This is a genomic window from Sulfitobacter sp. SBS6 (assembly GCF_048285585.1).
GTDB classification, from domain to species: Bacteria; Pseudomonadota; Alphaproteobacteria; order Rhodobacterales; family Rhodobacteraceae; genus Sulfitobacter; species Sulfitobacter pontiacus.
Genome location: NZ_JBLWBA010000005.1, coordinates 582141 through 608214 on the forward strand (window position 1 = coordinate 582141; position 26074 = coordinate 608214).

Genomic DNA, 26074 nt, shown 5'->3' on the forward strand with positions numbered 1-26074 from the left:
TTCGCCGGACCATACCCGCGAAACCTTGGCTTAAGATTAATCGCGCCACCTAGGGGGTTCAAGGGGGGCAGGACCGATCATCCCCTTGGCTTTGGATTTGGCCGCGCGCCACCGCCCTGCCCCGCTGATCTGTGCCGCGGATACCGGCAGCCGATTTTCGCCCACATCCTGCCCGTTCCTGCGCTAAGGTGGCGCGCAACACAGCCCACCGCCGCGCGCCCTGTCACAGAACTGTCATGAAAGCGGAACACGTTTGTAGCACATCGCGACGACATAAGGCGCAACCGCGAGTCACCTCGCCAAACGCAATGCCCGAGGCACTGCCCGACACAATAAAGGAATAGCCATGACACGTCGCCAAATCCTCGATGATCCCGAAATCGGCAACAAGGCCGAAGCTTTCGAAGCCTTCGACGACATCCCCACCAACCCCAATCTGCAGCGCACCATCGGCGATGTGATCAACGCGCGCTACGGACGCCGCGACATCTTGCGCGGCATGCTGGGGGTCACGGCGACAACCGCATTGTTCGGCACCTCGGCAATGGTCGCGCCGCGTCAGGCAAGTGCCGCCACCGCGGACAGCCGCTATGTCTTTGACGAACTGGCATGGGGCAATGACGAAACCCACCATGTGGCCGATGGCTATGACGCCAATGTGCTGCTGCGGTGGGGTGATCCGATCACCGCCGACGCGCCCGAATTCGACGTGATGAACCAGACCGCGGCGGCGCAGCTCAAGCAGTTCGGCTATAACAATGACTACGTGGGCTTTGTCCCGCTGAATGACGACGGCAGCCGCGGGTTGCTTTGTGTGAACCACGAATACACCAACGAAGAGGTGATGTTCCCCGGGCTTGGCCGTCAGGACCGCGCGCAATTTTCCGGCATGACACCCGCGCTCATTGACATTGAAATGGCCGCCCACGGTGGTTCGGTGGTCGAGATCGCCAAGGACGACGCCGGGGTCTGGCAGGTGGTGCGCGACGGCAAGATGAACCGCCGCATCACCCCGCTGGACACCGCGATGACCATCGACGGCCCCGCCGCGGGCCATGCGCGGATGAAGACCAACGACGACCCCGACGGGGTGAATGTGATCGGCACGCTGAACAACTGCGCGGGCGGGCTGACCCCTTGGGGGACGTGGCTCATGGCCGAGGAGAACTTCCACGGCTATTTCTGGAGCGACCAGCTGGACGCCGAAGGCAAACCCGTGATCGCCGATGACCATCCCGAAGCCGCGTCCTACAAACGCTATGGGGTGCCGGGCATGTGGTACGCCTGGGGCGCGCAATACGACCGTTTCAACATCGATAAAGAACCTCTCGCCCCCAATAAATTCGGCTGGGTGGTCGAGGTGGACCCGATGGACCCAACCTCTACCCCCGTCAAACACACCGCTTTGGGCCGCTTCCGCCACGAAGGTGCGGAAACCACGGTCAGCAGTGACGGGCGTCTGGTGGTCTATATGGGCGACGACAACCGCTTTGATTACCAGTATAAATACGTCTCGGGGGGCAAGGTCTCGGACGACCGGGCGGCCAATGCCAAACTGCTGAGCGACGGCACGCTTTATGTCGCGCGCTTTGACGAGGACGGCACGGTGACCTGGCTGCCCCTGACCCACGGCACAGGCCCGCTGACGGCTGAAAACGGCTTCAATGACCAAGGCGACGTGATGATCGACACGCGGATCGCCGCCGATCTGTTGGGCGCGACCCCGATGGACCGCCCCGAAGACGCGCAGCCCCGTGGTGACGGCACGGCCTATATCATGCTGACAAACAACACAAAACGCACAGAGGATGAGGTGAACGCCGCCAACCCGCGTGCCGACAGCAGCTTTGGCCACATCATCGAGATCAAGGAAGACGGCGGCAACCACGCGGCAACGCAGGGGCGCTGGTCGATCCTTGTGAAATGCGGTGATCCATCGGTGTCGGACGTGGGCGCACAATGGAACCCCGAAACCTCCGAAAACGGGTGGTTCGGCAGCCCCGACAACTGCGCCATCGACGCCGATGGCCGCCTGTGGGTCAGCACGGATCAGGGCAGTAACTGGGCCAAGACGGGCAAGTCGGACGGGCTCTATGCGGTCGAAACCGAAGGCGAGGCACGCGGCACGTCCAAGCTGTTCTTCCGCTGCCCCGTCGGCGGAGAGATGTGCGGCCCCTACTTTACCGATGACGGCGAGACGCTGTTTGTCGCCGTGCAGCACCCCGGCACGGACGGGACCAAGAACATCCCCGGGTTCGAGCGTGAAAGCACCTTTGAAGATCCCGCCACCCGCTGGCCCGATTTCGATCCCAAGATGCCCCCGCGCCCTGCGGTGGTTGTGGTCACCAAACAGGGCGGCGGCAAGATCGCCGTCTGACGCCCCGACCCTATTCCAACCAAATTCATTTCAAAATCGCTGCGCCCAAGGGTTCCCCCCCTTGGGCGCAATTTCTTTGTCGCGCCGGTAAATGCGAATCATCTTTACAAAACTAGTTTTATAGTTTTGTTTGGCGCTATGACAGAACATCAAACAACTGCCCGCGCCCTCGCCGCCCTTGGCCATGATACCCGCCTCGCGATCTTTCGCCTGCTTGTCCGCGCCGGTGAAGACGCGCTGACCGTGGGAGAGATCGGTGCCCATCTGAACGCGGCCCCCTCCACCCTTGCCCATCACCTTGGGGCATTGGTCGATGCGGGGCTGATCATCCAGCGCCGCGACGGGCGCAACATCGTCAACCGCGTGGATTTCGACGTGATGCGGGCGACGCTTTCGTTTCTCACCTCGGAATGCTGCACCGGTGTTTCACTTTTGAAAGAGACCGCCGCATGACCGACCTGCCCCACCCCGCGCGTAACCCGCTCAGGTCGCTTGCCCATCACATCTGGACGCGAGAACGCGTGTGGCTGGTCTGTATCGCGGTGCTGGCCGCGGTCGCAGCGCTCGATGCGCCGCTTGCCGTGACCAGCGCGCAATTTACCGCGACCAACCTGCTGGATGTCGCGCCCTTCCTGATCCTGTCCATCGCGGTTGCGGCCTATGCCGGTGCCACGGGGGCCGACGGGCTGATCGCACGCGCCTTTACCGGTTCACCCGCCATGATGATCGCCATCGCAGCACTCGCCGGCGGGGTGTCGCCCTTCTGTTCATGCGGGGTGATCCCCTTGATCGCGGCGCTGCTGGCGATGGGGGTGCCCCTGTCTGCCGTCATGGCCTTCTGGCTGGCCTCGCCCGTCATGGATCCGTCGATGTTCGTGCTGACCACCGGCGTTCTGGGGGTGGAGTTCGCGGTGGCCAAGACCATCGCGGCCGTCGGGCTCGGGGTATTTGGCGGGATCATAGTGCATCTGCTGTCCCGCGCGGGTAGCTTGACCGACCCGCTGCGCGACGGCGTGGGCAGTGGCGGCTGTGGCGCGTCGAAGGTGCGCGCATCGCACCCCGTGGTTTGGGCCTTCTGGCACGACAAGACGCGATCCGCCAAATTCCTGCGCGAGGCCGCCAAGACCACGATCTTCCTGACCAAATGGCTGACGCTCGCGTTCCTGCTGGAAAGCCTCATGCTGGCGTGGATTCCCGCAGAGACGGTGACCCGCGCCCTTGGCGGCAGCGGTCTGGCCCCGATCGGGATTGCGACCTTGGTGGGGGTGCCGGCCTATCTGAACGGCTATGCCGCGCTGCCGCTGGTGGGCGGGCTGATCGGACAGGGCATGGCCCCCGGTGCAGGTCTGTCGTTTCTGGTCGCGGGCGGGGTGACCTCCCTGCCCGCGGCCATCGCCGTCTGGGCCTTGGTCAAACGCCCTGTCTTCGCGCTGTATATCGGGATCGCACTGACAGGGTCATTTGCCTCGGGGCTGCTGTTTCAACTTTGGGCGTCGCTGTGACGCCCAAAGCGGAGCTTATTCTGCCAGACAGCTGGTAAAAGCTGCGGCCAGATCGCGCAGCAAAGCGGGGTACATATCCACCCCCGGCTCAAGTGCGGCACCAATCGGATCAAGCGAGGCGGATTTCAGCGCCGTGCCGTCTTGGAGTGCCTCGACCAGACCGGCGTTGAACTGGGGCTCGGTAAAGACGCAGGCGGCTTGCGTGTCCTTTACCACATCGCGTACCTCGGCCAGACGCGCGGCACTGGGGGCGGCCCCATCGCTCAGCGAGATCGCAGCACTTGCTTCGACATCAAAGCGGGCTTCGAAATAGTGATAGGCGTCGTGGAAGACGACAAACTTCTGCCCCCGAAGCGGCGTCAGCTCGGCCTGAATATCGGCTTGAAGATCTACCAGCTGCGCTTGGGCCTGCGCAGCGTTATCTGCGTAAAGCGCTGCGTTTTTAGGGTCTTGCGCGGACAAGCTTGCAGCGATGGCATCCAACCAGACCATTGCGTTTTGCGGATCCAGCCAGATATGCGGGTCCAGCGCGCCGGGTGCATGATTGTGCCCTTCGTGAGCGTCTGCCTCTTCATGTGCGTCATGGTCGTGGTCGTCATGATCTGCGTGGTCATCGTGACCTTTGTGGTCGTCGTGATCATGGCCTTCGTGGTCGCCGTGATCGTCGTGCTTGGCATGGTCGTGCCCTTCATGATCGCCGTGATCTTCGTGGTCTTCATGCGCGCCGTGATCGTGTCCCTCGTGATCCTCGTGGTCGCCATGCCCCTCATGAGCTGAATGGTCGTGCCCTTCCTGATCATCGTGCTCCGCGTGATCATCATGACCGTCGTGATCATCGTGACCTTCATGATCTCCGTGATCATGGGCTTCGAACGCAACACCGCTGCGGTTGGTCAGCAGGCGGATACCCTCTACGTCTTGCAAGGTCAGACGTTCGGCCCCCTGCGCCAGACTGCTCATCGGCTCTTCAAGCCACGGAGCCAGCGACGGACCGACCCAGACCACCAGATCGGCCTTGGCCACCGCACGCGCCTCGCTGGGGCGCATGGCATAGCTGTGGGGCGACGCGCCGGGCGGGATGATCAGATCGGGGCTGCCTGCACCCTGCATGACCATAGAAACCAACGAATGTACCGGCGCGATATCGGTGGCGACACGGGGCACCTCTGCATGGGCCAGACCGGCAGAGAAAAGAAGGGTTGTGCAAAGCAGGCGGCGCATTGGCGGGCTCCTATTAATGTTATACTATAACCTTGATAGATCACACGTTATAACATATCAACACCGAACCCTGCTACGGAGGCGAAATATGTCGACCATTGGATTTGAAACGCATGATCACGGGGCCTGCGTCGACGACGCGATGGCCGCCGCAGAGGCGCGTTGCGCGGCCTCGGACCTTCGGCTGACACCGATACGTCGCCGCGTGCTGGAACTGCTGCTGGCCGAACACCGCGCCTTGGGGGCCTATGATATTCTGGGGCATCTCTCTGCCGAAGGGCTCGGGGCGCAGCCGCCCGTCGCCTATCGCGCGCTGGACTTTCTGGTGAAGGCGGGGCTTGCCCACCGGATCGAGGCGTTGAACGCCTATATCGCCTGCAGCCACGTCGGTGCCGATCACACGCCGGCCTTCCTGATCTGCCGCAGTTGCCAGTCGGTTGCCGAAAGCGACACGACGCTGACCCAAGGGCGTTTGGGCGATGCGGCCCGCGCGGCGGGGTTCCAGATTGAACGCACGGTGATCGAGGCGCAGGGCCTCTGCCCTTCCTGTCAGGACGGAGCCACCGCATGAGCCTGATCGCCACCCGGAACCTGACCCTGCGCATTGGCGGGCAAACGGTGCTGCGCGACGTTGATATCGCCGTTGAGCGCGGCGAGATCGTGACCATCGTCGGCCCCAACGGGTCGGGCAAGTCAAGCTTGCTGCGGGCGTTGATCGGCGCGCTGAAACCCGCGTCGGGCACGATCACCCGCGCCGCGGATCTGCGCATCGGCTATGTCCCGCAGAAGCTGCAAATCGACGCGACGCTGCCGTTGACGGTGCATGGCTTTTTGAACCTGCCCCGCCGCCAGCCCCGCGAGACCATCGCGCAGGCGCTGCTGCAGGCGGGGGTCACGGATCTGGCGAAAAAGCAGATGACCGACCTGTCGGGCGGCCAGTTCCAGCGCGTGTTGCTGGCACGCGCCCTGCTGAACAAACCCCATATCCTGATCCTCGACGAGGCGACGCAGGGGCTGGATCAACCCGGCTCTGCCGCGTTTTACCGCCAGATCGAAGAGGTACGCCGCGACATGGGCTGTGCCGTCTTGATGGTCAGCCACGATCTGCATGTGGTGATGGCGGCTTCGGATCGTGTGCTGTGCCTGAACGGTCATGTCTGCTGCGAAGGCACCCCCGAGATCGTCGCCGATGCGCCGGAATACCGCGCGTTGTTCGGCACCGGCACCCAAGGGGCACTGGCGCTTTACCGGCACGAACATTCGCATTCGCATGATCATAGCCACACCCACGACCATGCGCAGGGCCATACCCATGGTGCCAGCTGCAACCACGCCCATGGGGACCAAGATGCTTGATGACTTTTTGATACGTGCCGGGCTTGCCGGTATCGGTGTGGCCTTTGCGGCCGCGCCTTTAGGCTGTTTCGTCGTCTGGCGGCGCATGGCCTATTTCGGCGATGCAACCTCGCACGCGGCTTTGCTGGGGGTCGCGCTGGCCTTGGCGTTCGAGCTGCCGATTTTCGCGGGGGTGCTGTTGGTGGCCCTGTCGATGGCGCTGATTGTGACGGCGCTGAACGGGCGCAGCCTTGGCACGGATACGCTGCTGGGGGTGCTGGCCCACGGGGCATTGGCCATCGGCCTTGTGGCGGTATCGCTGCTGCCGAACCAGCGTGTCGACCTCAGCGCCTATCTGTTCGGAGAGATCCTGGCCGTGACCAAGACCGACCTTGCGATCATCTGGAGCGGCGCCGTTCTGTCGATCGCGCTGCTGGTCTGGCGCTGGCAGGCATTGCTGTCGTCCACGCTGAACCCCGATCTGGCGACGGCCAGCGGGGTCAATCCGCGCCGTGAACAGCTGATTTTGACGCTGGCGCTGGCAGTGACGGTCGCGGTCGCGATCAAGGTGGTCGGCGCGCTGCTGATCGCGGCGATGCTGATCATCCCCGCCGCCGCCGCCCGCCCCTTTGCCCGCACGCCCGAAGTCATGGCCATGGCGGCCTGTATCATCGGGATGATCGCCGCCTTGGGCGGGCTGGCCGCGTCCTTCACGCTCGACACGCCGACGGGGCCCAGCATCGTCAGCGTGGCGGCGGTGCTGTTCATGCTGTCCTCTGGCGTGGCCCCGTTGCTGAAACGCTAGGCGCGGATCTGCACACAGCAAGGGCCGCAGCATCACGCTGCGGCCCTTGCTGTTTCGGGGGTGGCCCTATTCGGTCAGGCGGCTGCCGCGAAAGACTGCGACGGGCGCCCGGTGCTCACCAGACTATGCGGGAAGAAGACCGAGAATTTGGTGCCCTTGCCCACCGTGCTGGAGACCGAGATATCGCCCCCATGCGCCAGCGCCAGTTTCTTACAGATCGCCAGCCCGAGCCCCGTACCGCCTTCTGACCGGTTGTCGGCGCTTTCGATCTGGGTGAAGGCCTGGAAGATCGATTCCAGATCTTTCTGCTCCATCCCGACACCATTGTCTTCGACCTCGAAGCGGAAGCCGCCGCCGTCCACTTCGGCCCGCAGGAAGATATCCTTGCCCTTGGAAAACTTGAGCGCATTGCCCACCAGATTGATCAGAATCTGCAAGCAGCGGCCACGGTCGGCGTTCACGTCAAGGCTGCCGTCGGGGATATGCAGGGTCACATCCTTGCCCTGCGCCATGCCCTGAAACTGGTCCTCGACCTGCGCCAGCAGCGCGCGTGTGGGGAATGTGGTCTTGGCCAGTTTGATGTCGTTCAGCTCGATGCTGGTATAGTCGAGAATATCGTTGATGATCGTCAGCAGGTGGTTGCCCGCGAATTTGACGCGCTGGCCATAAAGCTCTGCCTGATCCCCGATGATATTATAGTGTTTTTCGGTGATCGGCTCACCCGGCGACAGTTTGGCCGTGGTCGTGGTCTTGAGCTTGGTCAGGAAGCCCGCATAGCCGATCACGATGGTCAGCGGCGTGCGCAGTTCGTGGCTGAGAACGCTCATGAATTCGGATTTCGCGCGGCTCGCCCCTTCGGCGGCGTCGCGGGCCTTGCGCAACTCCTCGATGCTTTCCATGCGGGTCCGGTTTTCGATGAAATAGGTGAACAGACCGCCAAGGGTGATTGTCGTCGCCGTGCCCGCGATCACCAGTGCCAGCAGCTTGTATTCTTCGGGGTTGGTATAGCCGGGTTTCAGCCCGATGCAGTCCACGCTGAACGCGGCCATGCCGGTGAAATGCAGCCCGATGATGGCGAGCGTCAGGACGCCGGTCATTTGCAGCCCGCTCCACCGTGCGCTGCGGCTGCCAAGATAAAGCGCGGCAGTCGACAGGACCACCGCCAGAATAACAGACCCGATGAGGTAGCCACGGTCCCAGGTCACCACGCCTTCGACGCGGTAGGCCACCATGCCGGTGTAGTGCATCGCCGATACCGCAACGCCAAAGATCGTGCCGCCGATGATCGTGCTCGCGAGCGACCGGAACATGCCCGCCACCATGATGCCCACGGTCGACCCTGCAATCGCGATCAACAGCGAGACAAAGGTCAGTTGTAGGTTAAAGGTTACCGGTGCCGAAGGCTGATACGCGAGGATTGCGATAAAATGCGTACACCAGACCGCAACGCCCGCCGTGATCGCCGTGAGGAAGTACCAGATCAGCGCCTGTCTGCGCGGTCGCCCCAAGGCGTGCTGATACAAACGCGACACCACCCAGCAGCCAAAGGCGCAAAGCAGCCCGGCCAGAAGTACGAGACCAAGGTCGTGATCATGATGGATCGTATGGGCTACTTTGAACATGTCGGCGCACTCTACCTGTTGATTACCGGACAGTTAATCGGCGGAGAAAACGGCAGATTTGAGGCGTGTTTACGTTATACTGGTGGTAACCAAGAAAAATTTCCGGTCTTTTTTATCATGGGAAACAACAGCTTGCAGGGCAGCAATCCGACGGGAATGGCCAGTATATAAGGGCTGATGCCGCCGCGACGGCTGCACTTCAAGCAAGGCACAGGGGGCTGAACGCCCCGCCTATTGCCCTTTGATCTTGATAGAATACTGTCGCCGCGCGCCAGCGGGGGGACGCGGGAAAGGGGCGGCCTTGCGGATCACCGATACCGCCGCCCGGTCCAGCGCGGCAGAGCCGGACCCCCGTGCCACGGACACAGAGGCCAACCCGCCATTGCTGGCGATGGCAAAAGAGATCGTCGCGGTGCCCGTGGTCCGGACCCGCGGCTTGCCCGCCCGCGAGATGCGGCGCATGACCTGACCGGGGTAGTTGCTGGCGGCGGCATTGCCTTGTGCCGATGCCGCGGCTTGGCGTTTGCCGGTGCTCGTGGATTTGGCCGATGTGCTTTGGCCCGACGAAGACCCTTTGGTCGCATTGCGCTGCGCATTGCCACGTGCGGTGGCTTGCTGCGTTGCTTTCTTCTTGGCGGCTTGCTGCTCAGCCGCGCGCCGTTCACGCTCTGCCTGCTCTTGCTTGGCGCGGGCCTGAGCGATCTTGGCAGCGGTTTCAGGGTTCTTGCGCATGGGGCGGCGCGACAGGACGGGGGCGTCGCTGTCGGGGTCTTGCGCCTGCAGGGTTTCAGGCGGCGGTGCGACTTGCGCGCTCTCGGAGGGGGGCACGGCCAGCGGTGTGGGTGCCAAGGCGGCGGGCGCTGCGGGGGCCGCAGGCGTCACCGCTGCCACATCGGGCGGGGTCACGGGCTGCGCCTGTTCGGGCGGGGTGACCGGCTCGGCCTGCTCCGGCGGGGTTTGCTCTGCTGTGGTGGGGCGCAGGGGTTCTGCGGCGGTGGGGGCCTCGGCCACGGGCGTCTCTGCCGGTGCTGCCGGTTCCGGCGTGAGCGTGCCCACAGCCATATCCTCGAAACTGCTGCCCATCATCGCCTCGACCGGTGCACCGCCCCCTTCGATCGCGATCTCATCTTGCGGCAACCCGATGGTGACCGCCCCCGCGACGATCCCGACCGCCAAGGCGAAAGAGATTCCTTTGGCTGTAGGAGAATGCGAAATCATTGCAGTGCCCTTTGCGTGACGAGCATCACCTTTTGCGCCCCCGCCGCGCGCAAGTCGCGGGTGAGCGTGACCAGCGTCTCGGCCGGCAAGGCGCGATCCGGCACAAGGCGTATGGTCTCGCGGTCTTCGTCAGACAGGCTGGCGACATAGGACGCGGCATCTGGCTGCTCCGCGCCTTGGTAGGTCAACCGCCCGTCGGGGTAGATCACCAAAGCGTCCGGCGGGGCCTGCCCTTCAAGCGCGCGGGTCTCGACCAGTTTCAGATCGGGGTCCAGCGGCTGCGCCAGCGTGCCCGCGACCATGAAGAAGACGAGCATCAGAAAGACGATATTGATCAACGCGATGGTCGGTTCGCGCTGCGGTTTGGATTTGGCAAATCGGCGCATCTGTCAGCCCCCCAATACCGACACCTGCAAGGCAGGCATCTCGCGCAGTTTGACCAGCACATCCGTCAACCGCTGCGCATCCACATCCGCCCCGAGCGAGACGAGCAGCACGGTGCCCTTCTCGGCCTCGGCCAAGGATGATCCGGCCAGCGCGTCCAATGCGATTTCGTCGCCATTCAGACGCAGGGTATCGGGGCCAAGCTGCAAGAACACCGGCTTGGCATCGCTGGCCTGCGCGACCGCGCCCGAACCGGCAGCGGCCAGCGGCACCTCGGAGAACTTCGAGAAGGTCGAGGTCAGCATAAAGAACAGCAGCAGCAGAAAGATGACATCAATCAGGGAGGTCATCGACAGCCGCCGTCTGCGCGTGCGCGGCCTAGCCATGTGCGGCGTCCATTTCTGGCGTCGGCGCTGACGTCGCGGCGGCAGGGGCTGGCACGTCGTTGGACGGGTTCAGCACCGTGAGGATCGCCTTATCCGCGATCACCCGCTCTGCCTCCATCCGCTGTTCCAGCCAGCTGAGGATCAGGGCCGTGGGCATCGCCACGACCAGACCGACAGCCGTGGTCAGCAGCGCCACCCAGATACCACCCGCAAGGATCGACGGATCGACCTGCGATCCGGCGGCTTGCAGCGACCGGAAAGCCTCGATCATGCCCAGAACCGTACCGAACAAGCCCAACAAGGGGGCCAGCTGCGCCACGGAATCGAGCAGGCGAAAACCGGTTTCGAGCTTGGCAAAACGCGTCTCTGCCTCGGCTTGCAAACGCTCTACGCCTGCGCCGCTGCCCTTACCGTTCGACACCATCGCCATCTTGATCACGGGGGCGAGGTAGCTTTTCGACCGGCCCAAAGCCTCGCGGGCGGCGGGCTTGTCGCCCCGGTCCCATGCCTCAACCGCTTCGGTCAGCGCCTTGTGCCGCCCCACGGCAGAGCGCCAGAACTGCCAGACCTTATAGATCGCCACTGCCAACGTCAGCACGGCGACGCCCATCAGGACAACAACAACCGGCCCGCCAGTCTCGGCGATCTGGCGAAACGACGCGATCAGTGCAGAGAACATATCCATCAGCCCAGAACCTCGATTGACGTGCGCGATGTGGGCAGCAGGCCGGTGTCACAGATGCCGCTGGCGCTGCCGCCCGTCTCGCAGGCGTTGGCCCCGTTGAACAGGATGCGGCCCAGCCCTTCGCAGGTGGTTTGCGGCACGACGAACTGGCGCACGCGCGGGCGGGCCGGTGGCAGGGTGCCGAAATCAAACAGCGTCAGCCGGTCCACCTGCCCTTCGGTGTCAAACAGCACCGCCTCGTAGATGATCTTGTCGACCGGCGTCTCCAAGCCATTGGTGATCATGAAGGTCAGCTTGCAGGCATCTTCGGTGGTCTCTGCCGCGTTCAGCTCGACCGAGATTTGATCCTTGATATCGGTCTCTTGCGCGGCGACCAGCGGGGCTACGATCACAAGGGGCAGCGACAGAATAGCGGTTCGGAAACGGGACATGGGACCTCCTGACCGTGGGATGAAACGATGAGATTTTTGGCTAAGGCGCTATGGACACCTTTGGCTCTGGCGCGGCGCAGCGGGCAAACAGCCCTTTTGGCACAGCGCGATTGCGCCGTGCCTAGCAAAGATCACGACAAGGCGCAATCCTGACTTTAACGATCAACTATTCAGGAAGGCGCGCGCCAGCGACAAACCGCAAAGGTAGCCTGCGCCGCCCGCGTTACCGAAGCTTGCGCAGATAGGCCCAAGACACATGACCGCGCACGCGGCGGGCCTGATCAAGCGAGACGTCGCACCAGCGCGTGCCGCCGGTTTGCTGACAGTCATGCACCTGCAAAATGGTGCCGTTGGGCAGGCCAAGCAGCACGATGAACCCCGTCCCCGGCCCTGCCCGCATCTTGAGCATGTCATCCTCCCCCACGCCCGTTACCTCGAAACGGCCCAACGATCCTGCGGTTGCGGGGGTAGCCCCCAAGGTGGTCGCGATCACGATTGCCGATATGGCGGCGGTCACTGCTTTGCGCATTTTTCTTGCCCTTGTTCTGATAGCCTCGGGTCCGGTGGTAGCCTGTGGGGGCCACAAAATAAACCGTGATATCGCCCAAGGGGTCATGATCCGCCGATGCGCAGGGGCGCGGCGTCAGATGTTGGGGACGATGAAATCGGGCGACAGACCGGCCTGCGCAATGGCATCCGTCACATCCAGCCCCGTGAGCGCGCCATAGCCCGTGACCAGCGCCGTGGCAAAGCCCGCCTGCGCGCCGCCCAGAATATCGGTATGCAGCGTATCGCCGACCATCAGCACCCGTTCGGGAGGAAGGGCGCGATTGAACCGGCCGAGGGCGATGTCAAAGACCTGCCCGAACGGCTTGCCCAGAAACACAGGCATCACACCGGTGCGATCGGCCAGCCGGTGCGCAAACCAGCCCGGTTCCCGCGAGAGGCCCGTTTCACGCGGTGCCACCAGATCGGGGTTGCCCACCAGCACCGGACGGGGCCCGCGTTTCAGCGACGTCTCCAGCAATGTCTGCCGACGGTCGGTCCAGCCGTCCGCGCCCACCAGCAAGAACCCGTCCTGCGCATCGTAGCTTTCGGCGTCATCCCCCAGCACGGTCGTGTTCAGCGTCGCCAGTTCCCCCAGATCGACGGCGGGGTTGATCATCACGCCCCATCGGCACGGCGGCAGCCCCGCGATATGCGCGGTCAGCGCCTCGCGGCTGGTGGTCACCTCGGAGGCGGAGAAATCGAACCCCAGACGGGCGTAGCGCGCCATCATATGCGCCTTGGGATAGGCGGCGGAGTTTGACACCACGCCAACCGCCTTGCCCGCCGCGCGCAGCGCCGCGATGGTATCGGTCGCACCGGGGATCGCGGTTTCGCCGACGTTCAGCACGCCATAGGCGTCAAAAAGGATCAGATCGAAGCGCGCCGCGATGTCGGTGAACATGCCGGTTCCCGCCAGACCGCCCGCCGCGGTGCGCGGCAGACGGTCGGCGATTTGCAGATAGCGCGCAAAGGCGCTTTGCGGGTCGACGCCGATGCTCTGGGTCACAGGATACGGCGGCGCAGATAGGCAGAGATGACTTCCCCCACCACCACCAGCGCGATGATCGCCAGCAGGATGGTCGCGACCTCGGGCCAGTTGAACGTGTCGATGGCACCTTGCAGGATGATCCCGATACCGCCTGCGCCCACCAGACCCAGAACGGTGGATTCGCGCAGGTTGATATCCCACCGCAGAATGGCGACCGCCCAGAAGGTCGGCATCACCTGCGGCACGATCGCATAGACGATAACCTTGAAACGCGACGCGCCCGTCGCCTCAAGCGCTTCGACGGGGCGTGTGTCGATCTCCTCGATTGCCTCGCCCAGCAGTTTTCCGATGAACCCGATAGATCGGAACATGATCGCCACGATGCCCGCCACAACACCGGGCCCGAAGATCGCCACAAACAGCAGCGCCCAGATGATCGTGTTCACCGACCGCGAGGTCACAAGGATCAGCCGCCCGAGCCATAGGGTCACACGGTTGGGTGTGGTGTTCTGCGCCGAGATATAGGCGACCGGCAGCGACAGCAGCACCGCAAAGGTGGTGGCGAATGTCGCGATGTTCACCGTGTCCCACAGCACCTTGAGGATGGTTTCCAGATTGCTGGGGTCCGGCGGATACATCCGGCCAAACAGATCGGCGATCTGTTCAGGGGCGCCCCAGACCCACGGCCAGATCACTTCAATCGAGGTGAGCGCCCAAGCGATGGCCAGCGCACAGCCCAGAAAGATGGCATAGCGCGTCATACGTTGCTTGAACGTAAAGCGGGACCAGTCGTCGCGCCCGAATTGCGTAGAAAGTGAGGTCATTGGATACGCTTTCGGATGACGCCGCTGACGGCCTCGGAGAAAAGGATCACCCCGACGATGACGATGGTGATAGCAAGGGCAAAGTCATAGTCATACCGGCCGAAGGCATTGGCGAGCGTCGCACCGATGCCCCCTGCCCCCACGATCCCCACCACGGCAGAGGCCCGCAGGTTGGAATCAAGCTGGTAGATGGTCAGACCGATCTGGCGCGGCATGATCTGCGGGAAGATCGCATAGGACAGCGTCGAGAAATACGGCGCACCGGCGGCGCGCATGGCCTCGACCTGACCAAAGTCGATCTCCTCGATCCGCTCGGCCAGCATCTTGGCGACAAAGCCGATGGAATAGACGGTCAGGGTCAGCACACCGGCGAACGGCCCGAAGCCAACGGCCTTGACGAAAAGGATCGCGACAATGACCGGATGGAAGCTGCGTGCGATGATGATGATGGCGCGGCCCAGATAGAACACTGGCTTGGGGGCCACATTGCGTGCGGACATAAAGGCGATGGGGATCGACAGCAGCACGCCAAGCGCCGTGGCCAGCACCGCGATCTTGAGGCTTTCGAGAAAGCCGTCGATCAGCAGACCGCTGCGCTCAAAGCTCGGGGGAAAGGCCCCGCCAAAGATCTTTCCTGCGCGGCCGATACCTTCGGCGACGCGGTCCCAGTCGATGGGCATGGTCAGCCCGACCCAGCCGAAATAGGCGATGGCCCCAAGATACACGGCCCAGCGGAGCGCCGGATTGGCGATGAAGGGCGGCTTGACCCAAGTGTCGCGCGGCGCGGTCATGATGCGGCTGCCTTGTCATCCGGCCCGCCGCTGCGGTCGGCATGGGGGCTGCCCGCATAGATCGCCTCCATCGCGGAGGGGTCCAGCATGTCGGGCTTGTCGTCAAAGATGATCCGGCCATAGCGCATGCCGACGATGCGGTCGGTGTATTCCTTGGCCTCGTTCACATTGTGGATGTTGATCAACACCGGCAGCTTCAGCTCGCGCGACAGGTCGCGCAGCAGGCCCATGATCTGTTCCGATGTCTTGGGGTCAAGCGATGCGGTGGGTTCATCCGCCAGCAGGATATCGGGCTCTTGCATCAGGGCGCGGACCACGCCGACACGCTGACGTTCACCGCCCGACAGCTGGTCGGCGCGGGTGTCAGCGTAATGGGCGATGCCGACCCGTTCCATCAACTCGTAAGCGCGGCGGATGTCTTGCTTCGGATAGCGCCGCGTGATGGCGGACCATGTTGAAATATACCCCAGACGGCCCGACTGGACGTTCTCCATCACGGTGAGACGATCGACGAGGTTGAACCCCTGAAACACCATCCCGATCTTGCGCCGTGCGGCCCGCAGGTTCTTGCCCCGCAGGCGGGTCAGGTCGGTGCCGTTCAGCTCGACCGTGCCGGAGGTGGGTTCAACCAAACGGTTGATGCAACGCAGCAACGTGCTTTTGCCCGCACCGGAAGACCCGATGATCGACACGACGCTTTCGCCCTCGATTGTGAGGTCGAGATTCTTGAGGACCGGATCGCCTGAGCCGTAGCGTTTGACGAGGTCAGTAATTTTCAACATGTAGGATACCTTATGCGTGAGGCCGGCCCATTGGGACCGGCCTCGACGGGAAAATCATTCAGCAGCAAGGCCTTGTGGCGTGTACTCAACACCGTTGGCAGACTGGATCTGGCGAATGACGGCCCATTGGTCTTTATAGGTGATCGGGACGAATTTGCTCACGCCCGAAAACTCTTCGCCCAATGCGGTGCCGGTGAAATCGTAGCTAAAGAAGGCTTCCTTGATCTTGTCCTTCAGCTCGGGCGTCAGGTCGTGGGCCACGCCGTAGGATGTCGTGGGGAACGGATCGCTTTCCCAGACAATACGCACCTCGGCAGGATCATAAAGCCCGCGTTCCGCCATGCGGTCCACCACTTCGGACGCAACCGGTGCCGCATCATAGTCACCCGCGACCACACCCAGCATGGATTGATCGTGGCTGCCCGAGTACGTCACTTCGTAGTCCTGATCCGGCACGACGCCCAGATCAGGGAACAGCGCGCGCGGTGCCTGATTGCCTGAGTTCGACGTGGGCGATGTATGCGCGACGCGTTTGCCAGCAAGGTCGGCCATCTCTTTGATATCGCTGTCGGCTTGGGTGTAGACCTGCAACTTGTAGCCGAACTGCCCGTCTTCGGAGCCCATGATCGCGAAGGGTTCAACGCCCGCAAGGTTCACAGCAAAGGGTGTGGGTCCGGTCGAGAAGCCCGCGATATGCAAACGGCCCGAGCGCATCGCCTCTACCTCGGCAGAGTTGGATTGCACGGCAAAGAACTGCACCTTCTTGCCGGTCACCTCGGACAGGTGGTCGATGAAGGGCGTCCAGATGTCTTCGTAGATCGCGGGATCTTCGACCGGTGTATAGGCAAAGACCAGCGTCGACGGGTCTTTGAGCATGCTTTCGTCCGTGGGCGCATCGGCCACCAGATCGCCGTTGGCGTCACAGAACATCGCGTCCAGCGCGCCGCGCTCGGCGCATTCTTCGGCCAATGCGGTGGTGCCGGTCATGGCAAAAGCGGCCATCAGGCCTGCCGTGATAAAGCTGCGTTTGATCATCTTGTTTCTCCTCCCCGAGAATACCCGCACAGAGTGTACTGCACGATTAATTACGCGATACGAGCATTGAAGCTTTCGATTCGCAACATTTTCCGCCTAGTAATTTGGCAAGTGCCAAATATTGACGGACGGTTGCATCGCCTCGACCGCCGAAAGGAACCGCAGAATGGATACCGGAACGGAACGCCGAAACCTGCGCAAAGCAGAGCGCCACGCGCAAATATTGCTGGAACTGCGCCTTGCCCCGCATGTGCGTGTATCGGACCTTGCGGCCAGCTTTGATGTGACCACCGAAACCGTCCGCCGCGATATTGCCGAGCTCAACGCGCAGGGGCTTTTGCAAAAATCCTACGGCGGGGCCTCCCCCCGCGCGCCGGGGGCGCAAAGCGTGCTGGATGAACGTCAGCGCGAACATGTGGATGAACGTCGCCAGATGGCGCAGCTTGCCGCAAAACGGGTGACAGACGGGCAAACGCTGATGATCGACGCAGGCGCCACGATGATGGAATTCGCGCGGGCGCTGACCCTTTCCGGCGTGACGGCGACGGTATTAACCAACAGCCTGCAGGTCGCGATGATTTTGGGGGCCTCGGACAGGGTGCGGGTGATCATGACCCCCGGCGACTATATGAATGCAGAGGCCGCGCTGACCGGCACTGCCACCTGCGACTTTCTGCGCGGTTTCAATGTCGACGCGTGTTTTCTTGGGGCCTCCGCGCTGGATGAAACCGGCGTGAGCGAGGCCATCGCGGGCTTTGCCGAGGTGAAACGCGCCATGCTGGACCAAAGTCGCGCCGCGCATTTTCTGATTGATGCCAGCAAGTTCGGCAAACGTCACCTGACGCAGGTTACCCCGCTTGAGCATCTGGGCCATCTGATCACCGATGCAGCACCCAAGGACGGGCTTGCCCTAGCGCTTCGACAGCATCGCATCCCCGTGATCACCCCCGAAAACACCTGACAGTGACCGGCATGACCGCTTTGCGCAAAAGTCTACAAAATGCCTCGATTGCGCCCGTATTTTGTCCGTTCGATAAACAATGATGCAGTCGATAAAGGGGACAAAGGCAGGCAAACCAGCAACGACAGAAAGTCGTGCGGCGGCCTGGCTGGACGGAAGAGGGTGGTACTTTGCTCAATAAGTTCACGGGGTATTTAGCCTCTAAGGTATTCGTCGTTTTGACGATTGTCCTGCTCGCAAGTATCGGCGGGATTGCCTATTCTATTGTGAAGCTCGACCGCGACAATCACCTCGCCGCGCTGCGCCTTGAGGTGGAACAGGCCCTGCATTCGGTGGCCGACCAGATCCAGCTGCGTTTCTTCGAAGCCGTACTGGTGGCCAAGAACATCGAGAATACGCTTGCCGTGGCGGGTGAGATCAACGAGCGTCAGATCGCGCGTACCGTGAGCGACCTGCAACGGCACAACCCTGACGTGATTGCCGTCGCTTTGGCCCCTAACCTGTCGATTACACACAGTTTCCCGCAAACCGATAACCGCGAGACGATCGGTGTCAAATACTGGCAACTGCCCGCCCAGATGGCGAGCGTTGCCCAAGCTTACCGCACCCGCGCGCCCGTAGTGGACGATCGTGTGAACCTTGTGCAGGGCGGGACCGGCTATATCATGCACTACCCTGTGTTCCTGCCGAACGCCGAGCTGAACACCGATCAATTCTGGGGCGTCATCTCTGTCGTGATGGATCAGGAAGGTCTGCTGCAAGCTTCGCAACATGATTTCTCGGACCCCGCGCAATATAGTTTCGAGCTGCACCCGCTCAAAGCCTCCGGACTGGTAGAGGCCCTGCCCGATCACCGGTTGAGCACGTTGAAAGACAAGCCCGTCGTGACGACGTTCAACGTTCTGGGCACCACATGGGAAGCCGCCGTACGCCCCGCCGCGGGATGGCCGGCCTATTCACCACAAAGCCGGAACCTGGTGGGTTTCGCCCTCATTTCCGCCATATTCCTGCTGGGCGTGCTGTTGGCGTTCCGCCGGTTGGCGCTGAACCAGACCAACGCCCACGCCCTGCTGGCCGAGGCCATCGACGCGATCGACGAAGGCTTTATCGCGTTTGACGACAAGGAACGGGTGATGGTGGTGAACCAGAAGTACCGCGACTATCACCCCCAGATCGCCGATCTGATCGTCCCCGGTGCCACCATGGGAGAGCTTGTGGTCAACTGGGCCAACCGGACCGAAAGCCTCAGCGGATCGAAAAGCAAACAGGCCTGGGTACGCGAGCGGCTGCAACGTTTCCGCAATCCGGGTCAGGCGTTCTTGCAAGACATCGGCAACGACAACTGGCTCAAGGTGACAGAGGCAAAGACCCCCCACGGTTATACCGTCGGCATCTGGACGGATGTGACCGCCGAGAAGCGCGCGCAAGAAGCCGCTGAAGCCGCCGACCGCGAGAAGACCGAGTTCCTGAACAACGTATCCCACGAGCTGCGCACCCCGCTGACCGTGATCTTTGGCCGTGCGTCGTTCATGCGGCACAGTGATAAGATGCCTCAGGCGCAGCGGTTGATGTCGGCGCTGACCGCCGATGGCAGCGGCTGTCCGAAATCAGCTGCCGCCGCGATAGAGTATCAGAAGTTCATCACCGATCAGGGTGCCGGAATCGCGGAATCCTCACAGCATATGATCCGCCTTGTCGAAGATCTGCTGGACTGGACCAAAGTATCCCGCGGCCAGCTAGAGCTGGACATGGCCCCCACCCAGCTGGACGAGATCGCCCGTACGGTCACGCAAGAACTGCGACCCGCCGCAGAGGCAAAAGGGCTGACCCTCACCTATGCCGGCGACGGCCCTGCTGCTACCGTAGCGGATAAGGTGCGCGTCAAACAAATCCTGTACAATCTGATTACAAATGCGATCAAATTCACCAGCGAAGGCAAAATCCACCTCTCGATGCTACATTCTGCCGACGAGATCGTGTTCAGCGTCACCGACACCGGCAACGGCATTGCAGAGGAGGACGCAAGCCGCGTGTTCCAGCGTTTCCAACAGGTTGACGGGTCCATGACACGGCAAAACGGCGGTTTGGGGCTGGGGCTGGCCATCTCCGAGCAGCTGGCAGAGCTGCACGGCGGATCGCTGTCACTGGAAAGCAAACTGGGCGTCGGTAGCACCTTTAGTCTGACGCTGCCCTGCACCGGCGCGACCGATAACCAGAAGACGGCTTGAAGCGCAGAAGGGCGTGGTACTTTAAATTCTAACGATAAATATTTGGGCAAGCGCCGGTTTCGCGCTTATGATGACCTAGCGTAACGATGATCCTGTTTATGACCTGAAATTTTTCCAAGGGCATTTTCATTGGACCTCAAAACAAACAGCTATGTCGTGGACAACAAAGATCGGATCATCTCTGTCGGGTCTGAATGGGATGCCTTCGCCATAGAGAATGACGCGCCGGGGGCGACCTCCACCCATGTGCTGGGGCGGGAAATTTGGGATTTCGTCGAAGGGGCAAACACCCGTACCTATCTGTTCGGCGTGTTTCAGGCCTGCAGGATCGAACAGCAACTGTTCAGTATCCTTTACCGCTGTGACGGGCCGGATGTGCGGCGGTTGTACCGGCTGACGATCTGGCCCTCCCCCGACGATAGCCTGACCATCGGCAGTATGCTTGTCCATGCGATCACCAGCCCCCCTCACCCTACGGTCAGCGCCTTTGAGGAATACTATGATACCACGCGATGTTCGGTTTGCTGCGCATTCCAGATCGGCGACAAATGGATCGATCTGCGCACCCCGCCGGATGCAGATAACTTCGCCAAAAGCTATTCCATCTGCCCCACCTGCAAAGACGCCGCACAGGTGGAGTTTGCGCGGATGAAACGAAAACCAAACATCATCCCCCTACCGCGCGCCAAGCAGTGAGGCGCGCACAAATGTGGGAAATGCATTGCGGATGCGGCGACGCATAAAGTTGTCAATGTATTGAAATCAGGGAAAATAGTGGTGCCCCCACACGGACTCGAACCGCGGACCTACTGATTACAAATCAGTTGCTCTACCAGCTGAGCTATAGGGGCACTGAGGGAGCGTTTAAGAGATTGCTGCGGGCCGTGCAAGAGGGGAAATGTCAATTTTTTGCAGTTTTACACAAGTCGCAGGAAAGGCTATTGGAAAGCCGGTATCAGTAAGGGTGAGAAGACGTTCATGCAGTTGATTTTGCACACAGGTGCCCATTACACCGAAGAAGACAGGTTGCTGAAAAGCCTCCAGTCGAACCACGATCTTTTGACGCAGGCGGGCACCCATGTGCCGAGCCCCGCGACCTATCGTGGTCTGTTTCGCGATACGTTGAATGCGATGTATAAAACATCCGCCTCGGACGGGGCGCGGGATGTCTTGCTGGACGCGGTCATGGGGGATTCTGACGCGGATCGGGTGATCTTTTCCGACGCGAACTTCTTTCGCACCCCTGCGACGGCGGTTGTTGAAGGGATGCTTTATCCCGCAGCACCTGTGCGGATGATGCGCATGGCGCAGCTTTTCCCCGAGGATGAACTGCAGATTTTCATGGGCATCCGCAATCCCGCGACCCTGCTGCCGGTGCTGTATGATGTATCGGCCGATAAATCTCCGCCGCAGTTCTGGGGCGACAAGGATCCTCTGGATGTGCGCTGGTCAGACACGCTGGCGCTGCTACGTGATTCTGCGCCAGAGATTCCCGTGACCGTATGGTGCAACGAAGACGCCCCCCTGATCTGGGGCCAGATCATGCGCGAGATGGCGGGCCTGCCCACGATGGCACCGTTGGACGGGGAATTCGACCTGCTGGAAACGATCATGCGCCCCGAAGGCATGAAACGGTTCAAATCCTATCTCGCCTCCCACCCCGAGATGACAACGGCAGAGCACCCGCGTGTGATCGCGGCGTTTCTGGACAAATACGTGATCGACGACGCGCTTGAGGAAGAGCTGGACATGCCCAGCTGGACCGAAGAGCTGGTCGAAGAGATGACCGAGGTTTACGACGAAGACGTTGCGCGCATTCAGGGAATTCCCGGCGTGCGGGTGATCCTGCCATAACGGCGGGACCACCGTCTAAGGTCAGCTGTCAAATGGCAGGCTGCGCAGGGTTACGTTGCGGGCCTCGTCCCCAATGACCACGTGGAGCGACGCTTGCTTCGCATCCGATGCGATCATCCCGACGCCGATATTGGCCTCGAAACGTTTGGAATAGACGTAATCGCTAAGCACACCGCGCGGCTGGCCTTTATCGTCCAGCACGGAAATCGAATGTGCCGCCCCCGTCAGTGGCGCGCCCGCGATGACAAAGCCTGACCTTTCCCGTTGCGGGCCTTCATCGGCGATGCGGCGCAGCGCCTCTTTGCCGATAAAATCGTCGGGGGTCTCGAGATCGACCAGCTTGCCCAGACCGATGTCATACGGGGTGCAAGGGTTGGTCTGAAGACGACCATCCGCACCATAGGACACCAGCCCGCTTTCGATCCGTTCAACGTCATTGGGCGCACCGGGGCGGATGCCAAAGGACGCGCCTGCGGCCTTTACCATTGCCCATAGCTCCCCCCCGCGGCTGCTGTCCTGGAGATACATCTCGAAGCCGCCCTGTTTCGACCAGCCCGACCGCGCCAGCACCAGCGGGATATCCCCCAGCTGCGTTTGCTTGAAGCCGAAATACCTCAGATCGCGCACCCAGTCGCCGAACAACGCGGTGATCACCGCCTCGGCCTTGGGGCCCTGAACCGCCAGCGGGGAGACGTCTGGCTCAGCCACGGTCACGTCCCACCCGCGCTCTGCCGCGATGGCGCTGGCCCATAGGGCGATGTCACTGTCCGCAATCGACAGCCAATATCGATCCTGCGCCAGCATGAGCAGCACGGGGTCGTTGATAAGCCGCCCCTGATGGTCGCACATGGGCACATAGCGCCCCTGCCCGATCCGGGTTTTCGACATATCGCGCGTGGTTAGATACTGGATCAGCCGCGCCGCATCCGGCCCGGACAGTTCGACCTGCCGTTGCGCCGCGACATCCCACATGGCCACACCGTTCATCAACGCGTCATATTCCCCCTCTGGGTCGCCGAAATGCGCTGGTATGAACATGTGATTATAGACCGAGAAACAAGCCACACCCTCTGCGACAGTCGCATCGAAATAGGCGGATTTGCGATTATTCGGGCCAATGCCGATCTGAAACGTCATGGGGGAGATCCTTTTACCAAGGCCCACCGTACCATCCCTATGCCCTGTCCCAAGGCGCGGGGGTCAGGGAACGGCGAGGCCATCAGGCGGGCGTTCGCTTTTTCTGACACGGCATAGCCCCGCACATCAACCGGCATCCTCCCAAAGGTTGGGATGCGCGGGCAATGGCGGGGCCTGGGGTGTGTCTAGGGTGTGAAACGCCCCCTCGGCATTCTCTGCGACAGGGGCGCGTCGGGTTACTGCGCGGCCAGCAGGTCGGGCACGCTCAGCAGCACCACTTCGTTATCCGCAGCGGCATCCAGCTTGCGCCCGGATGAGAACGGCAAGTTGTTGTCCACGGCGACCATGATGTGCGTCTCGTCCACCCGCATCACGTCCTCGATGGTGAAGAACGGCAGGCTGAACCGCCCTGCCTCGACGCCATCGGTTTCGATGCGGGCCTTACCCTCGGGGTCGGCGATGTTCATCAGGTCGATCTGGCCGATGCGGCGCACATAGCCCTCGGCATCCACATCGGCGGTATCGATCAGAACCACATGCTTGACCATCGCGGGGTTCGGGAAACAATCTGCCTGCGGGTCACCGGCGCATTTCAACGAAGGCTCGCCCTCGCCATTGTCACGCTCGATCACCAGCGCGCGGGTCTCGTCGATGAAGTTGAAGTCACCGATCGCCGTGGCCCCTTCCGCCAGCTTGAACTTAAAGCCCTCGCCCGTCCAGTCGCGTGCCTCGGGGTCAAAGGCCATGACGCGCAGGAAATCACCTTCGTTCTCGCCGCTCGCAGCCAGCAGAGGTTTCTCGAGCATGGCCCAAAGCAAACCCGTTTCAGGCTGCAGCGCCATACCCTCGTATCCGCCCGAGCGTGGCACGGTCCAATCCGTCCCCTTCACCGATGTGGCCGAGATACCGGGCGTGTCCGGCCCTTTCAGTTGCACACCATCCACCATTGTCGGATAGACGCCCTTGATCCGCCCGTCCAATGTGGCCTCGATCAGATAGGGGCCGAACTCCTCGCCGATCCAGATGCTGTCGCCGACGCGCTGGATGCTCTCCAGATCGAAATCCGCGCCGGTCAGATAGCGGCTGTCTGTCCCGCCATAGGAAATGCGGAAGGGCACTTTGAAATCGGGATCATGCAGAAATACCGTTTCCTTGATCTCGACCTCGCCTGTGTCGAAATCAGCGTCCATCCGGCTGAAGAACAACAGTGTATCGGGGCTGTTCGCCTTTGAGCCAAAGCCGTTGTCCGTCAGCACATAGACCGACCCGTCCTCGGCACGGTTCATTGCGAAACCGGAAAACCCCTGCAACGGCTGGCCAATGAAGGGCAGATTCAGCCCCGTCAGCCGTTTACCATGCAGCCCGCCCGTATCGCCCGGCACCGACATCGGCACGCCATTGCGCGCGCCACCAGTGAATTTACCACTGATCCACGCATCCTTCGGCGCATCCGCAGGCGGCGCGACAAGGCTCAGCGCAGGCAGGTAGGCATGTCCCGCAAGCGTGGCATCAAACGTCTCTTGCGCGGCAGCGGGGACGGCCAGAAGGGACAGGGCAACAGGAAGAATAGGGTGTTTCATAAGGGCTCTCCGTTAAAGACGGCCCCTGATGCGCGATTCTGGTAACAGCCGCGTAACGCAAAGGTGACGGTTCCACGACAGGCGCGGAATTGGGGAGAGGCGTAGTGAGAGGGTGGGATTTTATGGCGGAGGAGGTGGGATTCGAACCCACGGTACGCTCTCACGCACGCTGGTTTTCAAGACCAGTGCATTCGACCACTCTGCCACTCCTCCGCAGCAAGCACCGCATAGAGGGGTGTCAGCGATTCTGCAAACCTGGAAATGACGCGCACTGCGGCGCCGTTACGCAATGCACCGGCAGCCCGTGTTAGGCGGGTTCCGGCCGGGTGGGGAAATTTGCCGATGCCGTCCTGTCAGCCTTTCCAAAACCCCTGTACCCGCGTTAGTGTAGCGCAAAGACCCCGGCAATGGGGCATCAAACATGCCGTATTGACGGCGCGATCAGGCGGCGGCGGACAACGCCGCGCCAGCAGGCAAGGACGACGGACATGAACAGCCTTGGGCTACACCCTTTTTCTGGCAACCGGCCGCTGCGGTGCACGGTAGGGGTTTTGCTGATGATGACGACTTTGGCGGGCTGCGATGCGGTCGGCAATCTGACCGGCGGTCAGAAAGGCTCTGCTGCGGTGGCGTCCAGCTCGACCAAGCTGGTGGAGCGTGACGTCGAAGCGCCCGAGGTTTTCTCGGTCAGTGATCAGGGGCTTTGGGACGGACGCCCCAGCCTTGGCGGTGTCTGGGTCGCGCATCCCGATGTCACAGATCCCGAACGGGTGATCATCCGCAACGAGGCCAATGGCAAATTCGTCATCGGCGCGTTGTTCCGCCGTGAACGCGATCTGCCCGGACCCAAGCTGCAGATGTCGTCGGATGCGGCGGCGGCCCTTGGGATTCTGGCCGGTGCCCCTGCGCCATTGAACGTCACCGCCCTGCGCCGTCAGGAGGTCGATGACACCCCTGCCCCCGACGCAGCCCCCGAAGGCACGATCGAAACACCGTCGGAAGTGACAGAAACCACGCTTGATCCGGTCGCTGTCACGGCAGGTGCCGCGATTGATGCCGCACCCGCTGCGGCCAAGCCCGCTGCACCGGCGGCCCCGAAACCCGCGGCACCCAAACCTGCGTCTTCACTGGCAAAGCCCTTTGTCCAGATCGGCATTTTCAGCGTAGAGGCAAATGCCGAACGCGCGGCCAACCAGATGCGCAGCGCGGGCATGTTGCCCACCGTCAAACGGAGCGAGATCAACGACAAGCCGTTCTGGCGCGTGGTCGTCGGCCCTGCCGCTACGAAATCCGAACTGACCAATTTGCTGAAATCCATCAAGACCGAAGGGTTCTCTGACGCCTACGCCGTGTCGAACTGACCCACCGCCAAAGGAAAC

The 26074-nt window shown here is 62.0% G+C and carries 27 protein-coding genes and 2 tRNA genes; 12 read left to right on the forward strand and 17 right to left on the reverse strand.

Annotation, left to right across the window (positions count from 1 at the left end; genetic code table 11):
• Nucleotides 1–346: 346 nt before the first annotated feature.
• The 3 genes from ACNQ62_RS06230 to ACNQ62_RS06240 all read left to right on the forward strand — a co-directional run bounded on the left by ACNQ62_RS06230 (nucleotide 347) and on the right by ACNQ62_RS06240 (nucleotide 3879).
• Nucleotides 347–2377, forward strand: a complete 2031-nt coding sequence (locus ACNQ62_RS06230) for a PhoX family protein (RefSeq protein ID WP_418094431.1) — start codon at nucleotides 347–349, stop codon at nucleotides 2375–2377.
• 138 nt (nucleotides 2378–2515) lie between these two features.
• Nucleotides 2516–2830 carry an ArsR/SmtB family transcription factor gene (locus ACNQ62_RS06235; RefSeq protein ID WP_005852780.1) on the forward strand — a complete coding sequence of 105 codons (315 nt, stop codon included), beginning with the start codon at nucleotides 2516–2518 and terminating at the stop codon, nucleotides 2828–2830.
• Nucleotides 2827–3879 carry a permease gene (locus tag ACNQ62_RS06240; RefSeq protein WP_418094432.1) on the forward strand — a complete coding sequence of 351 codons (1053 nt, stop codon included), beginning with the start codon at nucleotides 2827–2829 and terminating at the stop codon, nucleotides 3877–3879. The genes ACNQ62_RS06235 and ACNQ62_RS06240 overlap by 4 nt, the downstream gene beginning before the upstream one ends.
• Before the next feature lie 15 nt (nucleotides 3880–3894).
• Here the strand turns inward: ACNQ62_RS06240 and ACNQ62_RS06245 are convergent, their stop codons facing one another.
• Nucleotides 3895–5100, reverse strand: a complete 1206-nt coding sequence (locus ACNQ62_RS06245; protein ID WP_418094433.1) for a zinc ABC transporter substrate-binding protein — start codon at nucleotides 5098–5100, stop codon at nucleotides 3895–3897.
• Nucleotides 5101–5188: 88 nt separating this feature from the next.
• Between ACNQ62_RS06245 and ACNQ62_RS06250 the strand changes: the two genes are divergently transcribed.
• From ACNQ62_RS06250 to ACNQ62_RS06260, 3 genes are read left to right on the forward strand one after another with little or no spacing between them, the layout of a single operon-like run.
• Nucleotides 5189–5671, forward strand: coding sequence for a Fur family transcriptional regulator (locus ACNQ62_RS06250; RefSeq protein ID WP_005852777.1), 483 nt, complete (start codon nucleotides 5189–5191; stop codon nucleotides 5669–5671).
• Nucleotides 5668–6456, forward strand: a complete 789-nt coding sequence (locus tag ACNQ62_RS06255; protein ID WP_418094434.1) for a metal ABC transporter ATP-binding protein — start codon at nucleotides 5668–5670, stop codon at nucleotides 6454–6456. Before ACNQ62_RS06250 ends, ACNQ62_RS06255 begins: the two co-directional genes overlap by 4 nt.
• Entirely contained in the window at nucleotides 6449–7240 is a 792-nt protein-coding gene (locus ACNQ62_RS06260; protein ID WP_180827530.1) for an iron chelate uptake ABC transporter family permease subunit, read from the forward strand. Before ACNQ62_RS06255 ends, ACNQ62_RS06260 begins: the two co-directional genes overlap by 8 nt.
• A gap of 74 nt (nucleotides 7241–7314) precedes the next feature.
• On the opposite strand, the gene ACNQ62_RS06265 is transcribed toward ACNQ62_RS06260, so the two are convergent.
• Nucleotides 7315–8862, reverse strand: coding sequence for an MHYT domain-containing protein (locus ACNQ62_RS06265; protein WP_243249979.1), 1548 nt, complete (start codon nucleotides 8860–8862; stop codon nucleotides 7315–7317).
• On the opposite strand from ACNQ62_RS06265, the gene ACNQ62_RS06270 reads away from it, so the two are divergent.
• Nucleotides 8833–9033: a hypothetical protein gene (locus tag ACNQ62_RS06270; protein WP_418094435.1), complete on the forward strand. Its 201-nt coding sequence runs from the start codon at nucleotides 8833–8835 to the stop codon at nucleotides 9031–9033. The two genes, ACNQ62_RS06265 and ACNQ62_RS06270, sit on opposite strands and share 30 nt — an antisense overlap.
• Nucleotides 9034–9093: 60 nt before the next feature.
• Here the strand turns inward: ACNQ62_RS06270 and ACNQ62_RS06275 are convergent, their stop codons facing one another.
• The 11 genes from ACNQ62_RS06275 to phnD all read right to left on the reverse strand — a co-directional run bounded on the left by ACNQ62_RS06275 (nucleotide 9094) and on the right by phnD (nucleotide 16935).
• Nucleotides 9094–10080 (reverse strand): TonB family protein, encoded by a 987-nt coding sequence (locus tag ACNQ62_RS06275; RefSeq protein ID WP_418094436.1) that lies wholly within the window; start codon nucleotides 10078–10080, stop codon nucleotides 9094–9096.
• Nucleotides 10077–10466 (reverse strand): ExbD/TolR family protein, encoded by a 390-nt coding sequence (locus ACNQ62_RS06280; RefSeq protein ID WP_418094437.1) that lies wholly within the window; start codon nucleotides 10464–10466, stop codon nucleotides 10077–10079. Before ACNQ62_RS06280 ends, ACNQ62_RS06275 begins: the two co-directional genes overlap by 4 nt.
• Before the next feature lie 3 nt (nucleotides 10467–10469).
• Entirely contained in the window at nucleotides 10470–10814 is a 345-nt protein-coding gene (locus tag ACNQ62_RS06285) for an ExbD/TolR family protein (RefSeq protein ID WP_009826705.1), read from the reverse strand.
• Nucleotides 10815–10842: 28 nt separating this feature from the next.
• Entirely contained in the window at nucleotides 10843–11535 is a 693-nt protein-coding gene (locus ACNQ62_RS06290) for a MotA/TolQ/ExbB proton channel family protein (protein ID WP_418094438.1), read from the reverse strand.
• On the reverse strand, nucleotides 11535–11966 hold the full coding sequence (locus ACNQ62_RS06295; RefSeq protein WP_418094439.1) for a hypothetical protein: 432 nt from the start codon (nucleotides 11964–11966) through the stop codon (nucleotides 11535–11537). The genes ACNQ62_RS06290 and ACNQ62_RS06295 overlap by 1 nt, the downstream gene beginning before the upstream one ends.
• A 223-nt stretch (nucleotides 11967–12189) precedes the next feature.
• Nucleotides 12190–12495 (reverse strand): SH3 domain-containing protein, encoded by a 306-nt coding sequence (locus tag ACNQ62_RS06300; RefSeq protein ID WP_005852768.1) that lies wholly within the window; start codon nucleotides 12493–12495, stop codon nucleotides 12190–12192.
• A gap of 114 nt (nucleotides 12496–12609) precedes the next feature.
• Nucleotides 12610–13521, reverse strand: coding sequence for an HAD-IIA family hydrolase (locus ACNQ62_RS06305; protein ID WP_418094440.1), 912 nt, complete (start codon nucleotides 13519–13521; stop codon nucleotides 12610–12612).
• Nucleotides 13518–14327 carry a phosphonate ABC transporter, permease protein PhnE gene (gene phnE / locus ACNQ62_RS06310; RefSeq protein ID WP_005852764.1) on the reverse strand — a complete coding sequence of 270 codons (810 nt, stop codon included), beginning with the start codon at nucleotides 14325–14327 and terminating at the stop codon, nucleotides 13518–13520. The genes ACNQ62_RS06305 and phnE (ACNQ62_RS06310) overlap by 4 nt, the downstream gene beginning before the upstream one ends.
• Entirely contained in the window at nucleotides 14324–15118 is a 795-nt protein-coding gene (phnE, locus tag ACNQ62_RS06315; protein WP_037962787.1) for a phosphonate ABC transporter, permease protein PhnE, read from the reverse strand. Before phnE (ACNQ62_RS06315) ends, phnE (ACNQ62_RS06310) begins: the two co-directional genes overlap by 4 nt.
• A complete protein-coding gene (gene phnC / locus ACNQ62_RS06320) occupies nucleotides 15115–15900 on the reverse strand; it encodes a phosphonate ABC transporter ATP-binding protein (protein ID WP_093733937.1) in 786 nt (261 codons plus the stop codon). Before phnC ends, phnE (ACNQ62_RS06315) begins: the two co-directional genes overlap by 4 nt.
• A gap of 54 nt (nucleotides 15901–15954) precedes the next feature.
• Nucleotides 15955–16935 (reverse strand): phosphate/phosphite/phosphonate ABC transporter substrate-binding protein, encoded by a 981-nt coding sequence (gene phnD, locus ACNQ62_RS06325; RefSeq protein ID WP_005852758.1) that lies wholly within the window; start codon nucleotides 16933–16935, stop codon nucleotides 15955–15957.
• Nucleotides 16936–17101: 166 nt separating this feature from the next.
• Here phnD and ACNQ62_RS06330 point away from each other — a divergent pair, with 166 nt between their 5' ends.
• The 3 genes from ACNQ62_RS06330 (at nucleotide 17102) to ACNQ62_RS06340 (ending at nucleotide 20820) form a co-directional block, all read left to right on the forward strand.
• Nucleotides 17102–17896, forward strand: coding sequence for a DeoR/GlpR family DNA-binding transcription regulator (locus ACNQ62_RS06330; protein WP_418094441.1), 795 nt, complete (start codon nucleotides 17102–17104; stop codon nucleotides 17894–17896).
• Between the two features lie 218 nt (nucleotides 17897–18114).
• Nucleotides 18115–20124: an ATP-binding protein gene (locus ACNQ62_RS06335; RefSeq protein ID WP_418094442.1), complete on the forward strand. Its 2010-nt coding sequence runs from the start codon at nucleotides 18115–18117 to the stop codon at nucleotides 20122–20124.
• Nucleotides 20125–20253: 129 nt separating this feature from the next.
• Nucleotides 20254–20820: a hypothetical protein gene (locus tag ACNQ62_RS06340; protein WP_418094443.1), complete on the forward strand. Its 567-nt coding sequence runs from the start codon at nucleotides 20254–20256 to the stop codon at nucleotides 20818–20820.
• A gap of 79 nt (nucleotides 20821–20899) precedes the next feature.
• Here the strand turns inward: ACNQ62_RS06340 and ACNQ62_RS06345 are convergent.
• Nucleotides 20900–20975 (reverse strand) — tRNA-Thr (locus tag ACNQ62_RS06345).
• Nucleotides 20976–21102: 127 nt separating this feature from the next.
• Between ACNQ62_RS06345 and ACNQ62_RS06350 the strand changes: the two genes are divergently transcribed.
• Nucleotides 21103–21978: a hypothetical protein gene (locus tag ACNQ62_RS06350; RefSeq protein ID WP_418094444.1), complete on the forward strand. Its 876-nt coding sequence runs from the start codon at nucleotides 21103–21105 to the stop codon at nucleotides 21976–21978.
• A gap of 21 nt (nucleotides 21979–21999) precedes the next feature.
• On the opposite strand, the gene ACNQ62_RS06355 is transcribed toward ACNQ62_RS06350, so the two are convergent.
• From ACNQ62_RS06355 to ACNQ62_RS06365, 3 genes are all read right to left on the reverse strand, one after another.
• Nucleotides 22000–23115, reverse strand: a complete 1116-nt coding sequence (locus ACNQ62_RS06355) for a glycine cleavage system protein T (protein WP_418094445.1) — start codon at nucleotides 23113–23115, stop codon at nucleotides 22000–22002.
• 236 nt (nucleotides 23116–23351) lie between these two features.
• Nucleotides 23352–24695: an esterase-like activity of phytase family protein gene (locus ACNQ62_RS06360; RefSeq protein ID WP_418094446.1), complete on the reverse strand. Its 1344-nt coding sequence runs from the start codon at nucleotides 24693–24695 to the stop codon at nucleotides 23352–23354.
• Nucleotides 24696–24818: 123 nt separating this feature from the next.
• A tRNA-Ser gene (locus tag ACNQ62_RS06365) sits at nucleotides 24819–24908 on the reverse strand.
• 344 nt (nucleotides 24909–25252) lie between these two features.
• On the opposite strand from ACNQ62_RS06365, the gene ACNQ62_RS06370 reads away from it, so the two are divergent.
• Nucleotides 25253–26056: an SPOR domain-containing protein gene (locus tag ACNQ62_RS06370; protein ID WP_418094447.1), complete on the forward strand. Its 804-nt coding sequence runs from the start codon at nucleotides 25253–25255 to the stop codon at nucleotides 26054–26056.
• The last annotated feature ends 18 nt before the right edge of the window (nucleotides 26057–26074 follow it).